The sequence below is a fragment of the Bacillus cereus group sp. BceL062 genome, from assembly GCF_051780025.1.
Classification (GTDB): Bacteria; Bacillota; Bacilli; order Bacillales; family Bacillaceae_G; genus Bacillus_A; species Bacillus_A toyonensis.
Window position 1 is genome coordinate 15,076 of the sequence record NZ_JBPWGY010000010.1, and the last position, 15,894, is coordinate 30,969.

Below are 15,894 nucleotides of genomic sequence, written 5' to 3' on the forward strand. Positions count from 1 at the left end.
GCTAGATGAACATAGAACAATTTCAATCTATGCTAGAAGAGAAGGGTATTACCCTCTCTTCTAGGCAGTTAGAGCAGTTCAAAATCTACTTTGAAACATTAGTAGAGTGGAATGAAAAAATGAACTTAACGGCTATTACGGAAAAAGAAGAAGTATACTTAAAACACTTTTTTGATTCTATTACAGCTGCTTTTTATTATGATTTTTCAAAACCATTCTCAATTTGTGATGTTGGTGCAGGGGCTGGATTCCCAAGTATTCCTTTAAAAATCTGTTTCCCGCACTTAAAAGTAACAATTGTAGACTCATTGCAAAAACGTATTAATTTCTTAAATCATTTAGCACAAAAGCTAGAATTAAGTGACGTTGCATTTTGTCACGATCGTGCTGAAACATTTGGGAAAAAAGAAGGTGTACGTGAATCGTACGATATTGTAATGGCACGTGCAGTTGCGCGTCTTTCTGTATTAAGTGAGCTATGTTTACCACTTGTAAAAGTTGGAGGAACATTCATTGCGATGAAGGGTGCAGCAGCAAACGAAGAAATTGAAAATGGCAAGTATGCTTTAGAGGTGCTTGGCGGAGAGTTAAAAGAGATGTCTACGTTCCAATTACCGTTTGAAGAAAGTGAACGTAATATTTTATTAATCGAGAAAAAGCGCAAGACACCAAAGAAATATCCACGCAAACCGGGAACACCCAATAAATTACCTATTGAAAAATAAATCTTATTAGACGTAAGATTAAATTATATAAATGAAAACGTAAATGTTTCATAGGAAACATTTTATGTAGAATAGTCAATAGGCCTAAAAGGTGGTGGAATATGTATGAAAAATACGTTTTCTCGTTTATTTGGCTTTGGAGATAAAGAGAGCGAATTCGAATTACAAGACGAAAGCCATGAAGAAATAGATAAAAAGGTATATGAAGAAATACAAGAAATTCCGATCGTAAATATTACTCCTAATCGTTATCAACCACGAACGGTTTTTGACGATGCACGTATCGACGAGTTGGCATTAACGATTCGTACACACGGGCTCATTCAGCCGATTGTTGTGAGGCAGTATGAGGATGATAAGTACGAGATTATTGCTGGAGAAAGACGTTTTCGCGCAGCAACGAAGTTAGGCTGGGAAAAGGTCCCTGCGATCATAAAGAACTTAAATGATACAGAGACGGCTTCTGTAGCGTTGATTGAAAATTTACAACGTGAGGAATTAACAGCAATCGAGGAAGCTGTGGCATATCAAAAGCTGATTGAGTTACATAATTTAACGCAAGAAGCATTGGCACAACGACTTGGAAAAGGACAATCTACAATCGCAAATAAGTTGCGATTGTTAAAGTTGCCTGAAGAAATAAAAAGTGCATTGTTAGAAAAAAGTATTACAGAACGTCATGCTCGTGCTCTCATTCCTTTAAAAAATGAGGAATTACAACTGAAAGTTTTACAAGAAATTGTGGAAAAACAGCTCAATGTAAAACAAACAGAGGAACGAATCGCGAAATTACTAGAAGAAGTAAAACCGAAGCGCAAGGCGAAGCAAAAAGCAGTAAGCCGAGACGCGAGAATTGCTATGAATACAATTAGGCAATCATTACAAATGGTGGCTGACAGTGGTTTAAATGTTAATTCTGAGGAAGAAGAATTTGATGAGTACTATCAAATTACGATTAAAGTTCCGAAGAAAAAATAATAATGATGTGTTAGAGACCTTATCCTACTGGAGAGGTCTCTTTTGCTATATTTTCTTGTTAACGAAGAAGGAGTTTAGAAATAAATTTTGAAGTTTAATAAGGACGGAAAAGAAAAACTTTTATTTCATGTTACAATAAACGTAATTGTTACTAGAATAAGATAGAAAGGTTGAAAGTAGGTGACATCATGGGAAAAATCATTGCTATTGCTAATCAAAAAGGCGGTGTTGGAAAAACAACAACATCTGTTAATTTAGGGGCTGGATTGGCGCAAGTAGGTAAGAAAGTCCTTCTCGTAGATATTGATGCTCAAGGAAATGCAACGACTGGTGTGGGAATTGAAAAGTCAGAATTAGACCAATGTATTTACAATGTTCTTGTGGAAGATGCAGATGTTCAGGGAGTTATACGGAAAACCGCAACTGAAAACTTAGATGTTCTACCCGCTACAATTCAATTGGCTGGTGCTGAAATTGAATTGGTACCGACTATTTCCCGGGAAGTACGTTTGCAAAGGGCATTACAGCCAGTTCGTGATGAATATGATTACATTATTATCGACTGTCCCCCGTCTTTAGGGTTATTAACGATTAATGCATTAACAGCAGCAGATTCTGTTATTATTCCTGTTCAGTGTGAATATTACGCACTCGAAGGATTAAGTCAGCTATTAAATACAGTTCGACTTGTACAAAAACATTTAAATAAAGATCTAGCAATTCAAGGTGTATTGTTAACAATGCTAGATGCCCGTACAAATCTAGGGATTCAAGTTATAGATGAAGTGAAGAAATACTTTAGGGATAAAGTATACCGTTCCATTATTCCACGTAATGTTCGCTTAAGTGAGGCACCAAGTCATGGGAAACCGATTATGCAGTATGACGCTAAATCAAGAGGGGCAGAAGTATATATAGATTTAGCAGAGGAAGTGATTGCAGGTGGCTAAAGGTTTAGGAAGAGGGATTAATGTGTTTTTTCCTGATTTAGATGTGAAAGAAGAAGAAACGATTCAGGAGATTATCGTAACTGAATTAAGGCCGAATCCATACCAACCGCGTAAGCACTTTAATAAAGCTGCGATTGAGGAATTAGCGGCTTCTATTAAAGAACACGGCATATTACAACCGTTAATTGCTAGAAAGAGTATTAAAGGATATGAAATTGTTGCAGGTGAAAGAAGATATCGTGCTGCCAAAGAGGCTGGACTTGAAAAGGTACCTGCCGTTGTAAGGCAATTAAACGAGCAGCAAATGATGGAATTTGCTTTGTTAGAAAACTTACAACGAGAAGATTTAAATCCGATGGAAGAGGCAACGGCATACCAGATGTTAATGAATGAGCTAAATGTAACGCAAGAACAATTAGCGAAACGTCTTGGTAAAAGTAGACCTTACATTGCAAACTATACTCGGTTATTAAGCCTCCCTTCTTTCGTACAAGATATGATTGCAAATGGTCAACTTTCAATGGCTCATGGGAGAACTTTACTTACAATCAAAGATGAAGAACAGTTGAAGTCCTTATTGAAACGCATTGAAAAAGAAGGATTAAATGTTCGTCAATTAGAGAAAATCGTCCAAGAGATTAATCAACACGTTTCACGTGAAACAAAACAAGTGAAAAAAGAGCGAAATATATTTTTCGTAGAACGTGAAACGTTCTTAAGAGAAAAGTTTGGCACAGATGTGAAAATTAAAGAGACAAAAAAAGAAAAAGGTAAAATCGAAATTGAATTTTTTAATAAAGAAGATTTAAATCGTATTTTAGAATTATTATCACATAAAAATTAAAAAGCAAACCATCTTATTATTTATAGATGGTTTGCTTTTTTTAATGCAGATAATTTTTGATCCGTCTCTTTTATACTTTGTGCGATTACATCGGCCATTTTCATCACTAAACTTAATCTCGTATTTTGAAGAACAAAAAACTCCATAAAACCATTTAAATTGACGATGCCGTGTATATGCAAATCACCAACTGCAGGTAATTTCTTATTCATCGCAGCACCAGGTTTACTAGGTCCTTTTCCAGTAGTAATTGAACCGATATTTTGAGACTTTCCTAAACATGCATCAACGGCAATTATAAAGGAAGTAGGATTTTCTTTCTGTATATTTTGAATTTTCTCTTCTAGATTCAGTGCATGCACTGGTTCATCTAGTGTGCCGAACACTTGGAAGTTTTTGATTTCTACTTGTTCTAGCTTAGCGCCAACTAATGGGCCGAGTGCATCACCGGTGGAACGATCTGTTCCGATACAAACGAGAATAAGTGGTATATTAGTTTGAATAGGAATATGGGAAAGCAAGAAGTTACTGATTGTCTCGGAGGCTTCTAAATCTTGGTGCATAACATTTTGAGTTTCTTTTTCGAAAAAAGGTAAGCGAAAACTTCCAATATTCATGAAGCACCCATCCTTTTAATAAATTTTCAAAATATGTTATATGGCGAATAAAATGGAAAACTATAAGTGCGTACTTTTTGCAAAATGTAAATGAAAACGGAAATAATAGTACTAGTATATATATATTCGTTCCATTTTATACCTGGATAGAAGTTAACAAATGCAATTAAAGTTATAAATTTTTTCAGCAATCAGAGAGACTTCTGATACAATAAGAAGAATAACTAAAAAGAAATTTTGGCTGGAGAGGTAGAGATACATGGATTTATTAACGAAGTGGTTTAATTCTACGAAACAGTATTTATTGGATGCTGATCGTTGGGCTCATATTGGAGTTGCGACATTAAAAATATGTATTATTTTAATAATTGGTGCAGTTGTTGTGCGAGTTGCAAGAGCGGTTGTACGAAATGCGTTTCGCATGGGGAGCCGTTCTCCAATCCAAATTTCAGAACGTCGTACAGTTACGGTAGCGAAATTACTTGAAAATATTGTAGCATACGTTGTTATGTTCATTATGCTAATTGCGATTTTAGGTGTGTTTGATATTAATGCATCAGGTTTATTAGCGGGTGCCGGGGTAATTGGTTTAGCAGTCGGATTTGGTGCTCAAAGTTTAGTGAAAGACGTTATTACAGGTTTATTTATTTTGCTAGAAGATCAGTTTTCAGTTGGCGATTATGTTAAAATCGGTCAATTTGAAGGAGTCGTTTTAGAAATTGGACTTCGTACAACGAAAGTAAAGAGTTGGACAGGTGAAATTCATACTTTACCAAACGGAAGTATTGTTCAAGTTACTAACTACTCAGTTAGTAATAGTGTAGCATTTGTTGATGTATCTATTTCATATGAGGCTGACATTGCGAAAGCAGAGCAAGTTATTGAGGATTTATTAGTAGAGTTACCTGCACAATACGAAAAAATGGTAACGACGCCTCAATTATTAGGTGTGCAAACATTAGCTGCATCAGAAGTTATATTACGCGTTATTGCTGAAGTAGAACCGATGCAACATGCAGTTATTGCAAGAGCACTTCGTAAAGAGATTAAAAATCGTCTAGATTTACATGGAATTGAAATTCCATATCCACGTATGGTTTTATATAATCGTGAAGAACTGGTTAGTGGAAAAGCACTTTAGTATCGAGAGGGGTTTGGAGAGTGGAGCAAAAGGAATATAACTTGTACGACGTTGTGGAAATGAAGAAAGCCCACCCATGTGGTGAGAATCGTTGGAAAATTATTCGTATGGGAATGGATATCCGCATTAAGTGCGAGGGATGTGACCATTCAGTAATGATTCCTCGAAGAGAGTTTGATCGTAAGGTGAAAAAAATACTTGTGAAGCACGAAGAATAGAGAAAAAGTAACAGTTGCAGTAGGTGGCTGTTGCTTTTTTCGTTTGGAGGAAACTTGTCATTTTTTTCGTTACTATCTATAATGATGAAAGATTGAGACATAGGAGTGAAAAATATGGGATTAACGGCTGGGATTGTTGGATTACCTAACGTAGGGAAGTCCACTTTATTTAATGCAATTACACAAGCAGGAGCAGAATCTGCGAACTATCCATTCTGTACAATTGATCCAAACGTAGGAATTGTAGAAGTACCAGATGAGCGTTTAAATAAATTAACGGAATTAGTAGAACCGAAAAAGACTGTTCCGACTGTATTTGAGTTTACTGATATTGCAGGTATCGTAAAAGGTGCAAGTAAGGGCGAAGGGTTAGGAAATAAATTCTTATCTCACATTCGCCAAGTAGATGCAATTTGCCAAGTTGTTCGTTGTTTTGAAGACGAAAATATTACGCACGTTTCAGGAAAAGTAGATCCAATTGATGATATTGAAACAATCAACTTAGAGCTAATCTTAGCAGACTTAGAGTCTGTTGATAAACGTATCGAGCGTGTTGCGAAATTAGCAAGACAAAAAGATAAAGAAGCAGTATATGAGCATGAAATTTTAGTGCGTTTAAAAGAAGCTTTCGAAGAGGGGAAACCAGCTCGTACTGTTGAATTTACAGAAGAGCAAATGAAGATTGTTAAAGGCCTTCATTTACTTACAACGAAAGAAATGCTATACGTAGCAAACGTAAGTGAAGATGATATTATGGATCCTTCTGAAAATAAATACGTACAAATGGTAAAAGAATTTGCAGCAAATGAAAATTCACAAGTAATTGTTGTATGTGCAAAAATTGAATCAGAAATCGCTGAGTTAGATGAGGAAGAGAAAAAAGTATTCCTGGAAGAACTAGGCATTGAAGAATCTGGTTTAGATCAGTTAATCCGTGCTGCATATGACTTATTAGGACTTGCTACTTACTTCACAGCTGGTGTGCAAGAAGTGCGTGCATGGACGTTTAAACAAGGTATGAAAGCACCACAATGTGCGGGCGTAATTCATACAGACTTTGAGCGTGGATTTATTCGCGCAGAAACAGTTTCTTATGATGATTTAATGACAAATGGTTCTATGACAGCTGCAAAAGAAGCTGGAAAAGTACGTTTAGAAGGAAAAGAGTATATCGTAAAAGACGGAGATGTTATGCACTTCCGTTTTAACGTTTAATTTAATATTTCCTAGGAAAAATAAAGATATGAACTTGGCAAATATATTATGTGTTTGCCAAGTTTTTTACGTATTGGTGAGTTGATTCATATAACTTACTATGATATAATCTAAACTCGTGAGTAATTACTATAAATTAATTGCTCCTTGCCCATTATGGGCCGTTTAGACCAAAAGGAGGTGAAAGTGTAATGAGAAAGTACGAAATTATGTACATCATTCGTCCTGGCGTTGAAGAAGAAGCTCAAAAAGCTTTAGTTGAACGTTTTGCAGGTGTTTTAACAAACAATGGTGCAGAAATCATTAACACGAAAGAGTGGGGTAAGCGTCGTTTAGCTTACGAAATCAACGACTTACGTGAAGGTTTCTACATGATCTTAAACGTGAACTCTAACGCAGAAGCGATTAACGAATTCGACCGTTTAGCTAAGATCAACGAAGATATCCTTCGTCATATCGTTGTTAAAGAAGAAGAAAAATAATTGATATATAAGGGAGAGTGGTTCGATTGATGAATCGTGTTATCCTCGTTGGTCGTTTAACTAAGGACCCTGACTTACGTTACACGCCCAATGGTGTTGCAGTAGCTACTTTTACGTTAGCTGTGAATCGCGCATTTGCGAATCAACAAGGTGAGCGTGAAGCTGACTTTATTAATTGTGTAATATGGCGTAAACAAGCAGAAAACGTGGCAAATTATTTGAAAAAAGGTAGCTTAGCAGGCGTAGACGGACGTCTTCAAACTCGTAATTACGATGGACAAGATGGTAAACGTGTATATGTAACAGAAGTTCTTGCGGAGAGCGTACAATTTTTAGAGCCGCGTAATGGCGGTGGGGAGCAACGTGGTTCATTCAATCAGCAACCATCAGGAGCTGGTTTCGGTAACCAAAGCTCTAACCCATTTGGTCAATCTAGTAATTCAGGCAACTCAGGTAACACTGGAAACTCTGGATTTACGAAGAATGACGATCCATTTTCGAATGTTGGTCAACCGATTGACATTTCGGACGACGATTTACCATTTTAATGGTATGAATCGGCTATTTTTAACAAAGAATGGAGGGAATAGACATGGCAGGACGCAAAGGTGGACGTGCGAAACGTCGTAAGGTGTGTTTCTTCACATCTAACGGCATCACTCGCATTGACTATAAAGATGTTGATTTATTAAAACGTTTCGTTTCTGAACGTGGTAAAATTTTACCTCGTCGTGTAACAGGAACAAGCGCAAAATACCAACGCAAACTTACAGTTGCAATTAAACGTGCTCGTCAAATGGCACTTTTACCATATGTTGGTGAATAATAGCGTATGAAATGCACAGTAGAGTCGGACTCTACTGTGCATTTTGCTATGCTTTTCTTTTTTGAAAGAGAGGTTAAATCATGAAACAAACAAAATTTATTACTGAAGGCGCAGCGTTATTAGCTATATACGCGATATTATTGCTTGTGTCTTTATACGTTCCGGTTTTAGGTACAGTTGTAACTTTCGCATTACCATTACCGTTTATATTGTTTACGATAAAATATAGGTTATCCAATGCTTTTATAATTTTTACAGCTGCGCTTTTTATTACCGTTATTGTGAGCCAGCCCTTGAATCTAGTGAAGACAATAATGTTTGGATTGATAGGGATTGTTTTAGGATCCATGTATAAAAAAAGAAAAAAGCCAATAGAGATCTTGATGGCAGGAACCCTTGCATATTTAATTGGTTTTGTGCTCATTTATGTTGCAAGTATAAAGTTTTTTAACATAGATTTAATGAAGCAAATACAAAATATGTTTAATGAAGGTATGGCGCAAAGTGAAAAGATGGTAAGCGCTGCAGGTATGCCAATTAGTAAAGAACAAAAAGAGTTATTTGGACAATTCAATGAGATATTACAAACACTATTCCCGAGTTTACTTGTAATGGTTTCTGTTTGTTTTTCTTGGATTACAGTGCTCCTATCGGGTAGTGTCTTGAGGAAGTTAAAGTATGACGTTATATCTTGGCCTAAATTTAAAGATATACAATTGCCAAAGAGCGTTGTCTGGTATTACGTTATATTTATTTTGTTAGCAACTTTTATAAAGGTAGAACCAGCATCATATTTATATATGGTATTTTCCAACCTATATGTCATATTTGTACTATTGCTCGTACTGCAAGGTCTGACATTTATCACCTTTTTAGCGCATAGAAAAGGATTTACTAAAGGTGTTCCTATTATTAGTTTTATTGTATGCATGTTTATTCCGATGATGTTTCCTCTTGTAACAATCTTAGGTATAATTGACTTAGGGATTTCATTGCGTTCTAAAATAGGGGGATAAAATAATATTCCTTATACTATTTTAATCTGTAAAACTAACTGGAAGGTGAGTTAGTTTTACTTTATAGGAGTTGTATACATGCCTGAATTTTATAAGAAACAGTGGTTTTTATATCCTGTTTATGTATTGGCATTTTTTGTATTTGTGCTAATTTCACTCCTCTGTTACTTTCATTTAATTATGGGAATATCATCCTTTTTTATCTTTTGTATTGTACTTTTTGTCGTTATACGATTCGAACTTACTTTCCAAAGAAATTTTGAAAAACATACGACAGATATGATTACAAGGGTAAAGAAAGTGAGTAATGAAGCATTTAACCAAATGCCAATTGGTATTTTGTTATACAATAAGGATTATGGGATTGATTGGGCAAATCCTTATTTATCATCATGTTTGGGACAGCATGCATTAGCCGGTTGGCACCTTTACGATGTATCAGAAACATTACTCCTTTTTATTAAGGGGGAAACTTCTGACGATATAGTTTCTTTAAATAATCGAAAGTTCCGTGTTTTTGTAAGGAAAGAAGAAAAGCTAATTTATTTCTTTGATGTAACGGAACAAACAGAAATTGAAAAGATGTATGAAGATCAACGCACTGTTTTAGCTGTTATTTATTTAGATAACTATGATGAAGTTACACAAGGATTAGATGATCAATTACGTACGAATATAACAAGTCTTGTGACGTCACGTCTAAATGAATGGGCTGTTAAGTATGGCGCTTATTTAAAACGTGCATCTTCAGAGAGGTTCTTCGTTGTACTAAATGAAAGTATTTTAGCACAAATGGAGAAAGGCAAGTTTAACATTTTAGATCAAGTGCGTGAAGAAACATCTAAAAGGAATATACCACTTACGTTAAGTGTGGGTGTCGGATCAGGTGATATGCCTTTATCAGAGCTTGGAGCAATGGCTCAATCTGGTTTAGACCTTGCGCTTGGACGTGGTGGGGATCAAGTAGCTATTAAACAAGCGACAGGTAAAGTTAAATTTTACGGCGGTAAAACAAATCCAGTTGAAAAGCGTACTCGTGTACGTGCTAGAGTTATTTCGCATGCATTGAAGGATTTAGTATTAGAAAGTAGTAATGTCATTATAATGGGACATAGGGCCCCTGATATGGATGCAATTGGTGCTGCGATTGGTATTTTAAAGGTAGCTCAATTAAATGAGCGCAAAGGATATATTGTGTTAGATGAAAATGATTCCGATAAGGGAATTAAACGTCTGATGGATAAAGTGAAACAAAATGAAGAACTATGGTCTCATTTTATTACCCCAGATCAAGCGATGGAATTTGCAAATGATGAGTCCTTACTTGTTGTTGTGGATACACATAAGCCTTCTATGGTGATGGAGGAAAAACTGGTTCGTAAAATTGAAAATGTAGTGGTGATTGACCATCATCGTCGTGGAGAAGATTTTATTGAAGATCCATTACTTGTTTACATGGAACCATATGCTTCTTCGACGGCAGAACTTGTTACAGAATTACTTGAGTATCAACCGAAAAATTTAAAGATGACAATGTTAGAAGCGACGGCATTGTTAGCTGGTATTATTGTTGATACGAAAAGTTTTACGTTCCGGACGGGTGCTCGTACGTTTGATGCAGCTTCTTATTTACGCTCGCATGGTGCAGATACTGTACTTGTACAAGAATTGTTAAAAGAAGATATGAATCAGTATTTACGAGTTGCAAAAGCTATTAAAAATGCGTACATTTATAAAAATGGAATTGCTATTGCAAAAGTTGATAGTGATGACTATTACGATCAAGTGCTTATTGCACAATCAGCGGACACGCTATTAACGATGACGGGTATTATTGCATCATTTGTTATAGCGAAACGTGGGGAGAATTTCATTGGAATTAGCGGCAGGTCTTTAGGTGAAGTGAATGTGCAGCTAATTATGGAGAATCTAGGAGGTGGCGGGCATTTGACGAATGCAGCCACACAAATGAAAAATGTTACAGTAGATGAAGCTGAGGAGAAGCTTCGATTTGTTATTGATGACTATTTACAGGGAGGCACACAATCATGAAAGTAATTTTTCTAAAAGACGTAAAAGGTAAAGGTAAAAAAGGAGAAATAAAAAACGTACCAGATGGTTATGCAAATAACTTTTTACTAAAACAAGGATTAGCTGCTGAAGCGACAAACAGCAGTATGAAAACTTTAGAAGCTCAAAAGCGTAAAGAAGAAAAAGATGCAGCAGCAGAGCTTGAGAATGCAAAAGAGCTGAAAGAAACTTTAGAGAAATTAACTGTGGAACTGAAGGCGAAATCTGGAGAAGGTGGCCGTTTATTTGGTTCTATCACAAGCAAACAAATCGTAGACGCAATGCAAAAATCACATAAAATCAAACTTGATAAACGTAAATTTGAAATGGATGATGCAATTCGTGCATTAGGTTATACAAATGTGACTGTAAAATTGCATCCGCAAGTAACAGCAAAAGTAAAAGTTCATGTTAGTGAACAATAAAAATAAATTAAACAAGGAGGATTGCGTATGAGTGATGTAATGGCTGATCGTACCCCTCCGCATAATATAGAAGCTGAGCAGGCAGTCTTAGGTGCCATATTGATTGATCAAGATGCGTTAACGTCAGCATCAGAACTATTGGTACCTGACTCATTTTATCGAACGAAACATCAAAAGATCTTTGAAGTGATGCTTGGCTTGTCTGATAAGGGAGAGCCAATTGACTTAGTAATGATGACGTCAGCGATGGCTGATCAAGGATTACTAGAAGAAGTTGGTGGGGTTTCTTACTTAGCAGAGTTAGCAGAGATTGTTCCAACTGCTGCTAACGTAGAGTATTATGCACGAATCATCGCTGAAAAGGCGCTTTTACGTCGTTTAATTCGAACGGCGACTCATATCGTGTCTGATGGATATGAGAGGGAAGATGATGTGGACGGCCTTTTAAATGAGGCTGAGAAAAAAATATTAGAAGTATCTCATCAAACGAACGCTAAAGCATTCCAGAATATTAAAGACGTTCTTGTGGATGCTTACGATAAAATCGAACTTTTGCATAATCAAAAAGGTGAAGTTACAGGAATACCAACTGGATTTACTGAATTAGATAAGATGACCGCAGGTTTCCAACGAAATGATTTAATCATAGTAGCGGCGCGTCCGTCAGTAGGGAAAACTGCATTTTCATTAAATATCGCACAAAACGTAGCGACGAAAACGGATGAAAATGTAGCGATCTTTAGTTTGGAGATGGGCTCTGATCAGCTTGTTATGCGTATGCTTTGTGCAGAAGGTAATATTGATGCGCAAAGACTTCGTACTGGGTCATTAACTTCTGATGATTGGGCGAAGTTAACGATGGCGATGGGAAGCCTTTCAAATGCCGGTATATATATTGATGATACACCAGGGATTAAGGTAAATGAGATTCGAGCAAAATGCCGTAGATTAAAGCAGGAACAAGGTCTTGGGATGGTTTTAATTGACTATTTACAGCTTATTCAGGGAAGTGGGAAGTCGGGCGAGAACCGTCAGCAGGAAGTATCTGAGATTTCGCGTACATTAAAAGGGATTGCGCGTGAATTACAAGTGCCTGTTATCGCCCTTTCACAGTTATCCCGTGGTGTTGAATCTCGTCAAGATAAACGCCCTATGATGTCTGATATTCGTGAATCGGGGAGTATTGAGCAGGATGCTGATATTGTAGCATTCTTGTATCGTGAAGATTACTATGACCGTGAAACGGAAAATAAAAATACGATTGAAATTATCATCGCAAAACAACGTAATGGTCCGGTAGGTTCAGTAGAGCTTGCGTTTGTTAAAGAATTTAATAAATTCGTTAACTTAGAACGACGCTTTGAGGATGGGGCATAAAGGCAGTATAAAAAAGAAACACATTTCTTATAATAAGATGTGTTTCTTTTTTTATAGAGTAAAGATAAGGCTTTCATAAGGTGAAAATATAATTCTTACGAACGAAAATGATTTTTAATAAAAAAATGTTCGCTTTTTTGGTTGACTTCTTTTTCGGTTTTGGTACAATTATATTGTTTGAATAGATCGTTTGAAAATTGCGGAGGTGCTTTAATAATGTCTTCAGTAGTAGTTGTAGGAACACAATGGGGCGACGAAGGAAAAGGTAAAATCACTGATTTTCTTTCTGAGCATGCGGAAGTAGTTGCAAGATATCAAGGTGGAAATAACGCGGGACATACAATTGTTTTCGGCGGAGTTAAATATAAGTTACACTTAATTCCATCTGGTATTTTCTATAAAGAGAAAATTTGTGTAATCGGAAATGGCTTAGTAGTAGATCCAAAAGCATTACTTGAAGAGTTAAAATACTTACACGACCGTGGTGTAAGTACTGATAATTTACGTGTAAGTAACCGTGCACACGTTATTTTACCTTATCATTTAAAACAAGATGAGTTAGAAGAGGCTAGTAAAGGTGATAACAAAATCGGTACAACGAAAAAAGGTATCGGTCCTGCATATATGGATAAAGCTGCTCGTATTGGTATCCGTATGGCTGATCTTTTAGACCGTGAAGCATTTAAAGAGAAGCTTGAGCGCAATTTAGTAGAGAAAAATCGTTTATTTGAAAAAATGTACGATACAGAAGGTTTCAGCGTAGAAGAAATCTTTGAAGAGTACTTCGAATATGGACAACAAATCGCACAATATGTATGCGACACATCTGTTGTATTAAATGATGCACTAGATAACAATCACCGTGTATTATTTGAAGGTGCACAAGGTGTTATGCTTGATATTGACCACGGTACGTACCCATTTGTTACATCTTCTAACCCGATTGCTGGTGGTGTAACAGTTGGAACTGGAGTTGGTCCGGCGAAAGTTACTCGCGTTGTAGGTGTATGTAAAGCATATACAAGCCGTGTTGGTGATGGTCCATTCCCTACTGAACTTAATGATGAAATTGGTCATCAAATTCGTGAAGTTGGTCGTGAATACGGAACAACAACTGGTCGCCCACGCCGTGTAGGTTGGTTCGATAGCGTTGTTGTAAGACATGCACGTCGTGTTAGTGGTTTAACGGATTTATCATTAAACTCTATTGATGTATTAACAGGTATTCCAACTCTTAAAATCTGTGTTGCTTACAAATATAACGGAGAAGTTATAGATGAAGTTCCAGCAAACTTAAACATTTTAGCGAAATGTGAGCCTGTATATGAAGAGCTTCCAGGTTGGGAAGAAGATATTACTGGTGTGAAATCATTAGATGAGCTTCCTGAAAATGCAAGAAAATACGTAGAGCGTGTTTCTGAATTAACAGGAATCCAATTATCTATGTTCTCAGTTGGACCAGACCGTAACCAAACGAATATCGTTCGTAACGTATACGAAGTTTAATTGATATTTTTAAGAAAAACTCATGTCCGCATGAGTTTTTTCTTATCTTTTATAAAAAAAACAAAAAAAGTATTGCAAAAATAAAAGATGATATGTTATGATACATCTTGTCGTCACGAAAATATGACGTTGGTGAGTATGAGCCATTAGCTCAGTTGGTAGAGCATCTGACTTTTAATCAGAGGGTCGAAGGTTCGAATCCTTCATGGCTCACCATTTTATTTTTCGTGGCCCGTTGGTCAAGTGGTTAAGACACCGCCCTTTCACGGCGGTAACACGGGTTCGAATCCCGTACGGGTCATGTTTTTTTATGTTTATTTTTGGTCCCGTGGTGTAGTGGTTAACATGCCTGCCTGTCACGCAGGAGATCGCCGGTTCGACCCCGGTCGGGACCGCCACTTTTGTTTATACCACCATTAGTGGTTTTATATATAGTTTTGGCTCGGTAGCTCAGTCGGTAGAGCAGAGGACTGAAAATCCTCGTGTCGGCGGTTCGATTCCGTCCCGAGCCACTCTCAGGATATTAAGTGGGCCCACTTAATATCCTTTTTATTTTGTGTAGTTTTACAAATGTGGGTAGTTATTTTACAATAGGATGAGGAGCCTCTAGCAGTTGAAGCTAGAGGTTTTTCTGTAGATCGTATAGGATTCCGTGTAAAGGTGGATCATACATGAGTCTATGAGAATAGAGGAGAGAACACTTAAATAAAGGTTGCTGTCATATAGGGATATACTATAGAAACATCAATATATTTAAGAATCATTGACCATATTTTTATGAGGAGGAAATAGACGATGATGGGAAAGAAAATTTTAGTAGTTGATGATGAAAAGCCGATTGCAGACATTTTGAAGTTCAACCTAGAAAAAGAGGGTTTTGAAATTGTAATGGCACATGATGGTGATGAAGCAATTGAGAAAGCTAATGAAGAACAGCCAGATATGGTTTTATTAGATATTATGCTACCAGGAAAAGATGGTTTAGAGGTTTGTCGTGAAATACGTAAAAACTCAGAAATGCCGATTATTATGCTTACAGCGAAGGACTCTGAAATTGATAAGGTATTAGGGCTTGAGCTTGGAGCAGATGATTATGTAACGAAGCCATTTAGTACGAGGGAATTACTTGCTCGTGTGAAGGCGAATTTACGCCGCCATCAACAAGGTGGTGCAGCAGAAAAAGAAGAAAATACTGAAATGGTTATTGGACCAATTATTATTAATCCAAATGCTTATAGTGTAACAAAGCGTGAGGAAAATATTGAGCTTACACATCGTGAATTTGAATTGCTACATTATTTAGCAAAACATTTAGGACAAGTTATGACACGTGAACATTTATTGCAAACAGTTTGGGGTTATGATTATTTTGGAGATGTGCGTACAGTGGATGTAACAGTACGTCGTTTACGTGAAAAAATTGAAGATAATCCAAGTCATCCTACTTTAATTGTAACTAGACGTGGGGTAGGGTATTACTTGCGTGACCCAGAGCAGGAATAAT

General features: G+C 36.6%; 17 protein-coding genes and 4 tRNA genes. 20 read left to right on the plus strand and 1 reads right to left on the minus strand.

Annotated elements, in window-relative coordinates; translation table 11 throughout:
• The first annotated feature begins 5 nt into the window (after positions 1 to 5).
• The 4 genes from rsmG (at position 6) to spo0J (ending at position 3,497) form a co-directional block, all read left to right on the plus strand.
• The gene (rsmG, locus tag ACS2MN_RS21585; protein WP_001019628.1) at positions 6 to 725 is read left to right on the plus strand and encodes a 16S rRNA (guanine(527)-N(7))-methyltransferase RsmG; all 720 of its coding nucleotides are present in this window, start codon (positions 6 to 8) and stop codon (positions 723 to 725) included.
• Positions 726 to 830: 105 nt separating this feature from the next.
• Complete coding sequence (gene noc / locus ACS2MN_RS21590; RefSeq protein ID WP_000799019.1) at positions 831 to 1,703, plus strand: nucleoid occlusion protein; 873 nt, start codon at positions 831 to 833, stop codon at positions 1,701 to 1,703.
• A 188-nt stretch (positions 1,704 to 1,891) separates the two neighbouring features.
• Positions 1,892 to 2,653, plus strand: a complete 762-nt coding sequence (gene soj / locus ACS2MN_RS21595; protein WP_000516116.1) for a sporulation initiation inhibitor protein Soj — start codon at positions 1,892 to 1,894, stop codon at positions 2,651 to 2,653.
• Positions 2,646 to 3,497: a stage 0 sporulation protein Spo0J gene (gene spo0J, locus ACS2MN_RS21600; protein ID WP_001051820.1), complete on the plus strand. Its 852-nt coding sequence runs from the start codon at positions 2,646 to 2,648 to the stop codon at positions 3,495 to 3,497. The genes soj and spo0J overlap by 8 nt, the downstream gene beginning before the upstream one ends.
• 20 nt (positions 3,498 to 3,517) lie before the next feature.
• On the opposite strand, the gene yyaC is transcribed toward spo0J, so the two are convergent.
• Positions 3,518 to 4,114 (minus strand): spore protease YyaC, encoded by a 597-nt coding sequence (yyaC, locus tag ACS2MN_RS21605; RefSeq protein ID WP_001020735.1) that lies wholly within the window; start codon positions 4,112 to 4,114, stop codon positions 3,518 to 3,520.
• Between the two features lie 259 nt (positions 4,115 to 4,373).
• Between yyaC and ACS2MN_RS21610 the strand changes: the two genes are divergently transcribed.
• The 16 genes from ACS2MN_RS21610 (at position 4,374) to walR (ending at position 15,893) form a co-directional block, all read left to right on the plus strand.
• On the plus strand, positions 4,374 to 5,255 hold the full coding sequence (locus ACS2MN_RS21610) for a mechanosensitive ion channel family protein (protein ID WP_000365113.1): 882 nt from the start codon (positions 4,374 to 4,376) through the stop codon (positions 5,253 to 5,255).
• A gap of 20 nt (positions 5,256 to 5,275) precedes the next feature.
• On the plus strand, positions 5,276 to 5,473 hold the full coding sequence (locus ACS2MN_RS21615) for a DUF951 domain-containing protein (RefSeq protein WP_000435485.1): 198 nt from the start codon (positions 5,276 to 5,278) through the stop codon (positions 5,471 to 5,473).
• Between the two features lie 114 nt (positions 5,474 to 5,587).
• Positions 5,588 to 6,688: a redox-regulated ATPase YchF gene (gene ychF / locus ACS2MN_RS21620; protein ID WP_000524664.1), complete on the plus strand. Its 1,101-nt coding sequence runs from the start codon at positions 5,588 to 5,590 to the stop codon at positions 6,686 to 6,688.
• 191 nt (positions 6,689 to 6,879) lie between these two features.
• On the plus strand, positions 6,880 to 7,170 hold the full coding sequence (rpsF, locus tag ACS2MN_RS21625; RefSeq protein WP_001233781.1) for a 30S ribosomal protein S6: 291 nt from the start codon (positions 6,880 to 6,882) through the stop codon (positions 7,168 to 7,170).
• Between the two features lie 26 nt (positions 7,171 to 7,196).
• Positions 7,197 to 7,718: a single-stranded DNA-binding protein gene (gene ssb, locus ACS2MN_RS21630; protein ID WP_000981965.1), complete on the plus strand. Its 522-nt coding sequence runs from the start codon at positions 7,197 to 7,199 to the stop codon at positions 7,716 to 7,718.
• Between the two features lie 44 nt (positions 7,719 to 7,762).
• A complete protein-coding gene (rpsR, locus tag ACS2MN_RS21635; RefSeq protein WP_000918874.1) occupies positions 7,763 to 7,996 on the plus strand; it encodes a 30S ribosomal protein S18 in 234 nt (77 codons plus the stop codon).
• Between the two features lie 80 nt (positions 7,997 to 8,076).
• Positions 8,077 to 9,012, plus strand: a complete 936-nt coding sequence (locus tag ACS2MN_RS21640; RefSeq protein WP_346994758.1) for a YybS family protein — start codon at positions 8,077 to 8,079, stop codon at positions 9,010 to 9,012.
• A gap of 78 nt (positions 9,013 to 9,090) precedes the next feature.
• The gene (locus tag ACS2MN_RS21645; protein WP_001113907.1) at positions 9,091 to 11,064 is read left to right on the plus strand and encodes a DHH family phosphoesterase; all 1,974 of its coding nucleotides are present in this window, start codon (positions 9,091 to 9,093) and stop codon (positions 11,062 to 11,064) included.
• Positions 11,061 to 11,507: a 50S ribosomal protein L9 gene (gene rplI, locus ACS2MN_RS21650; protein WP_000864222.1), complete on the plus strand. Its 447-nt coding sequence runs from the start codon at positions 11,061 to 11,063 to the stop codon at positions 11,505 to 11,507. The genes ACS2MN_RS21645 and rplI overlap by 4 nt, the downstream gene beginning before the upstream one ends.
• A gap of 27 nt (positions 11,508 to 11,534) precedes the next feature.
• The gene (dnaB, locus tag ACS2MN_RS21655; protein ID WP_001286243.1) at positions 11,535 to 12,884 is read left to right on the plus strand and encodes a replicative DNA helicase; all 1,350 of its coding nucleotides are present in this window, start codon (positions 11,535 to 11,537) and stop codon (positions 12,882 to 12,884) included.
• 216 nt (positions 12,885 to 13,100) lie between these two features.
• Positions 13,101 to 14,390 carry an adenylosuccinate synthase gene (locus ACS2MN_RS21660; RefSeq protein WP_000100232.1) on the plus strand — a complete coding sequence of 430 codons (1,290 nt, stop codon included), beginning with the start codon at positions 13,101 to 13,103 and terminating at the stop codon, positions 14,388 to 14,390.
• 140 nt (positions 14,391 to 14,530) lie between these two features.
• Positions 14,531 to 14,606: transfer RNA gene (locus ACS2MN_RS21665), tRNA-Lys, on the plus strand.
• A 13-nt stretch (positions 14,607 to 14,619) separates the two neighbouring features.
• Positions 14,620 to 14,691, plus strand: a tRNA-Glu gene (locus tag ACS2MN_RS21670).
• 21 nt (positions 14,692 to 14,712) lie between these two features.
• Positions 14,713 to 14,788: transfer RNA gene (locus ACS2MN_RS21675), tRNA-Asp, on the plus strand.
• A 41-nt stretch (positions 14,789 to 14,829) separates the two neighbouring features.
• Positions 14,830 to 14,902 (plus strand) — tRNA-Phe (locus tag ACS2MN_RS21680).
• A 283-nt stretch (positions 14,903 to 15,185) separates the two neighbouring features.
• A complete protein-coding gene (gene walR, locus ACS2MN_RS21685) occupies positions 15,186 to 15,893 on the plus strand; it encodes a cell wall metabolism DNA-binding response regulator WalR (protein ID WP_000971864.1) in 708 nt (235 codons plus the stop codon).
• The last annotated feature ends 1 nt before the right edge of the window (position 15,894 follow it).

Coding starts and splice junctions, on each gene's coding strand:
- rsmG (WP_001019628.1), top strand. CDS start 6: ATGAACATAGAACAATTTCAATCTATGCTAGAAGAGAAGGGTATTACC.
- noc (WP_000799019.1), top strand. CDS start 831: ATGAAAAATACGTTTTCTCGTTTATTTGGCTTTGGAGATAAAGAGAGC.
- soj (WP_000516116.1), top strand. CDS start 1,892: ATGGGAAAAATCATTGCTATTGCTAATCAAAAAGGCGGTGTTGGAAAA.
- yyaC (WP_001020735.1), bottom strand. CDS start 4,114: ATGAATATTGGAAGTTTTCGCTTACCTTTTTTCGAAAAAGAAACTCAA.
- ACS2MN_RS21610 (WP_000365113.1), top strand. CDS start 4,374: ATGGATTTATTAACGAAGTGGTTTAATTCTACGAAACAGTATTTATTG.
- ychF (WP_000524664.1), top strand. CDS start 5,588: ATGGGATTAACGGCTGGGATTGTTGGATTACCTAACGTAGGGAAGTCC.
- rpsF (WP_001233781.1), top strand. CDS start 6,880: ATGAGAAAGTACGAAATTATGTACATCATTCGTCCTGGCGTTGAAGAA.
- rpsR (WP_000918874.1), top strand. CDS start 7,763: ATGGCAGGACGCAAAGGTGGACGTGCGAAACGTCGTAAGGTGTGTTTC.
- ACS2MN_RS21640 (WP_346994758.1), top strand. CDS start 8,077: ATGAAACAAACAAAATTTATTACTGAAGGCGCAGCGTTATTAGCTATA.
- ACS2MN_RS21645 (WP_001113907.1), top strand. CDS start 9,091: ATGCCTGAATTTTATAAGAAACAGTGGTTTTTATATCCTGTTTATGTA.
- rplI (WP_000864222.1), top strand. CDS start 11,061: ATGAAAGTAATTTTTCTAAAAGACGTAAAAGGTAAAGGTAAAAAAGGA.
- dnaB (WP_001286243.1), top strand. CDS start 11,535: ATGAGTGATGTAATGGCTGATCGTACCCCTCCGCATAATATAGAAGCT.
- ACS2MN_RS21660 (WP_000100232.1), top strand. CDS start 13,101: ATGTCTTCAGTAGTAGTTGTAGGAACACAATGGGGCGACGAAGGAAAA.
- walR (WP_000971864.1), top strand. CDS start 15,186: ATGATGGGAAAGAAAATTTTAGTAGTTGATGATGAAAAGCCGATTGCA.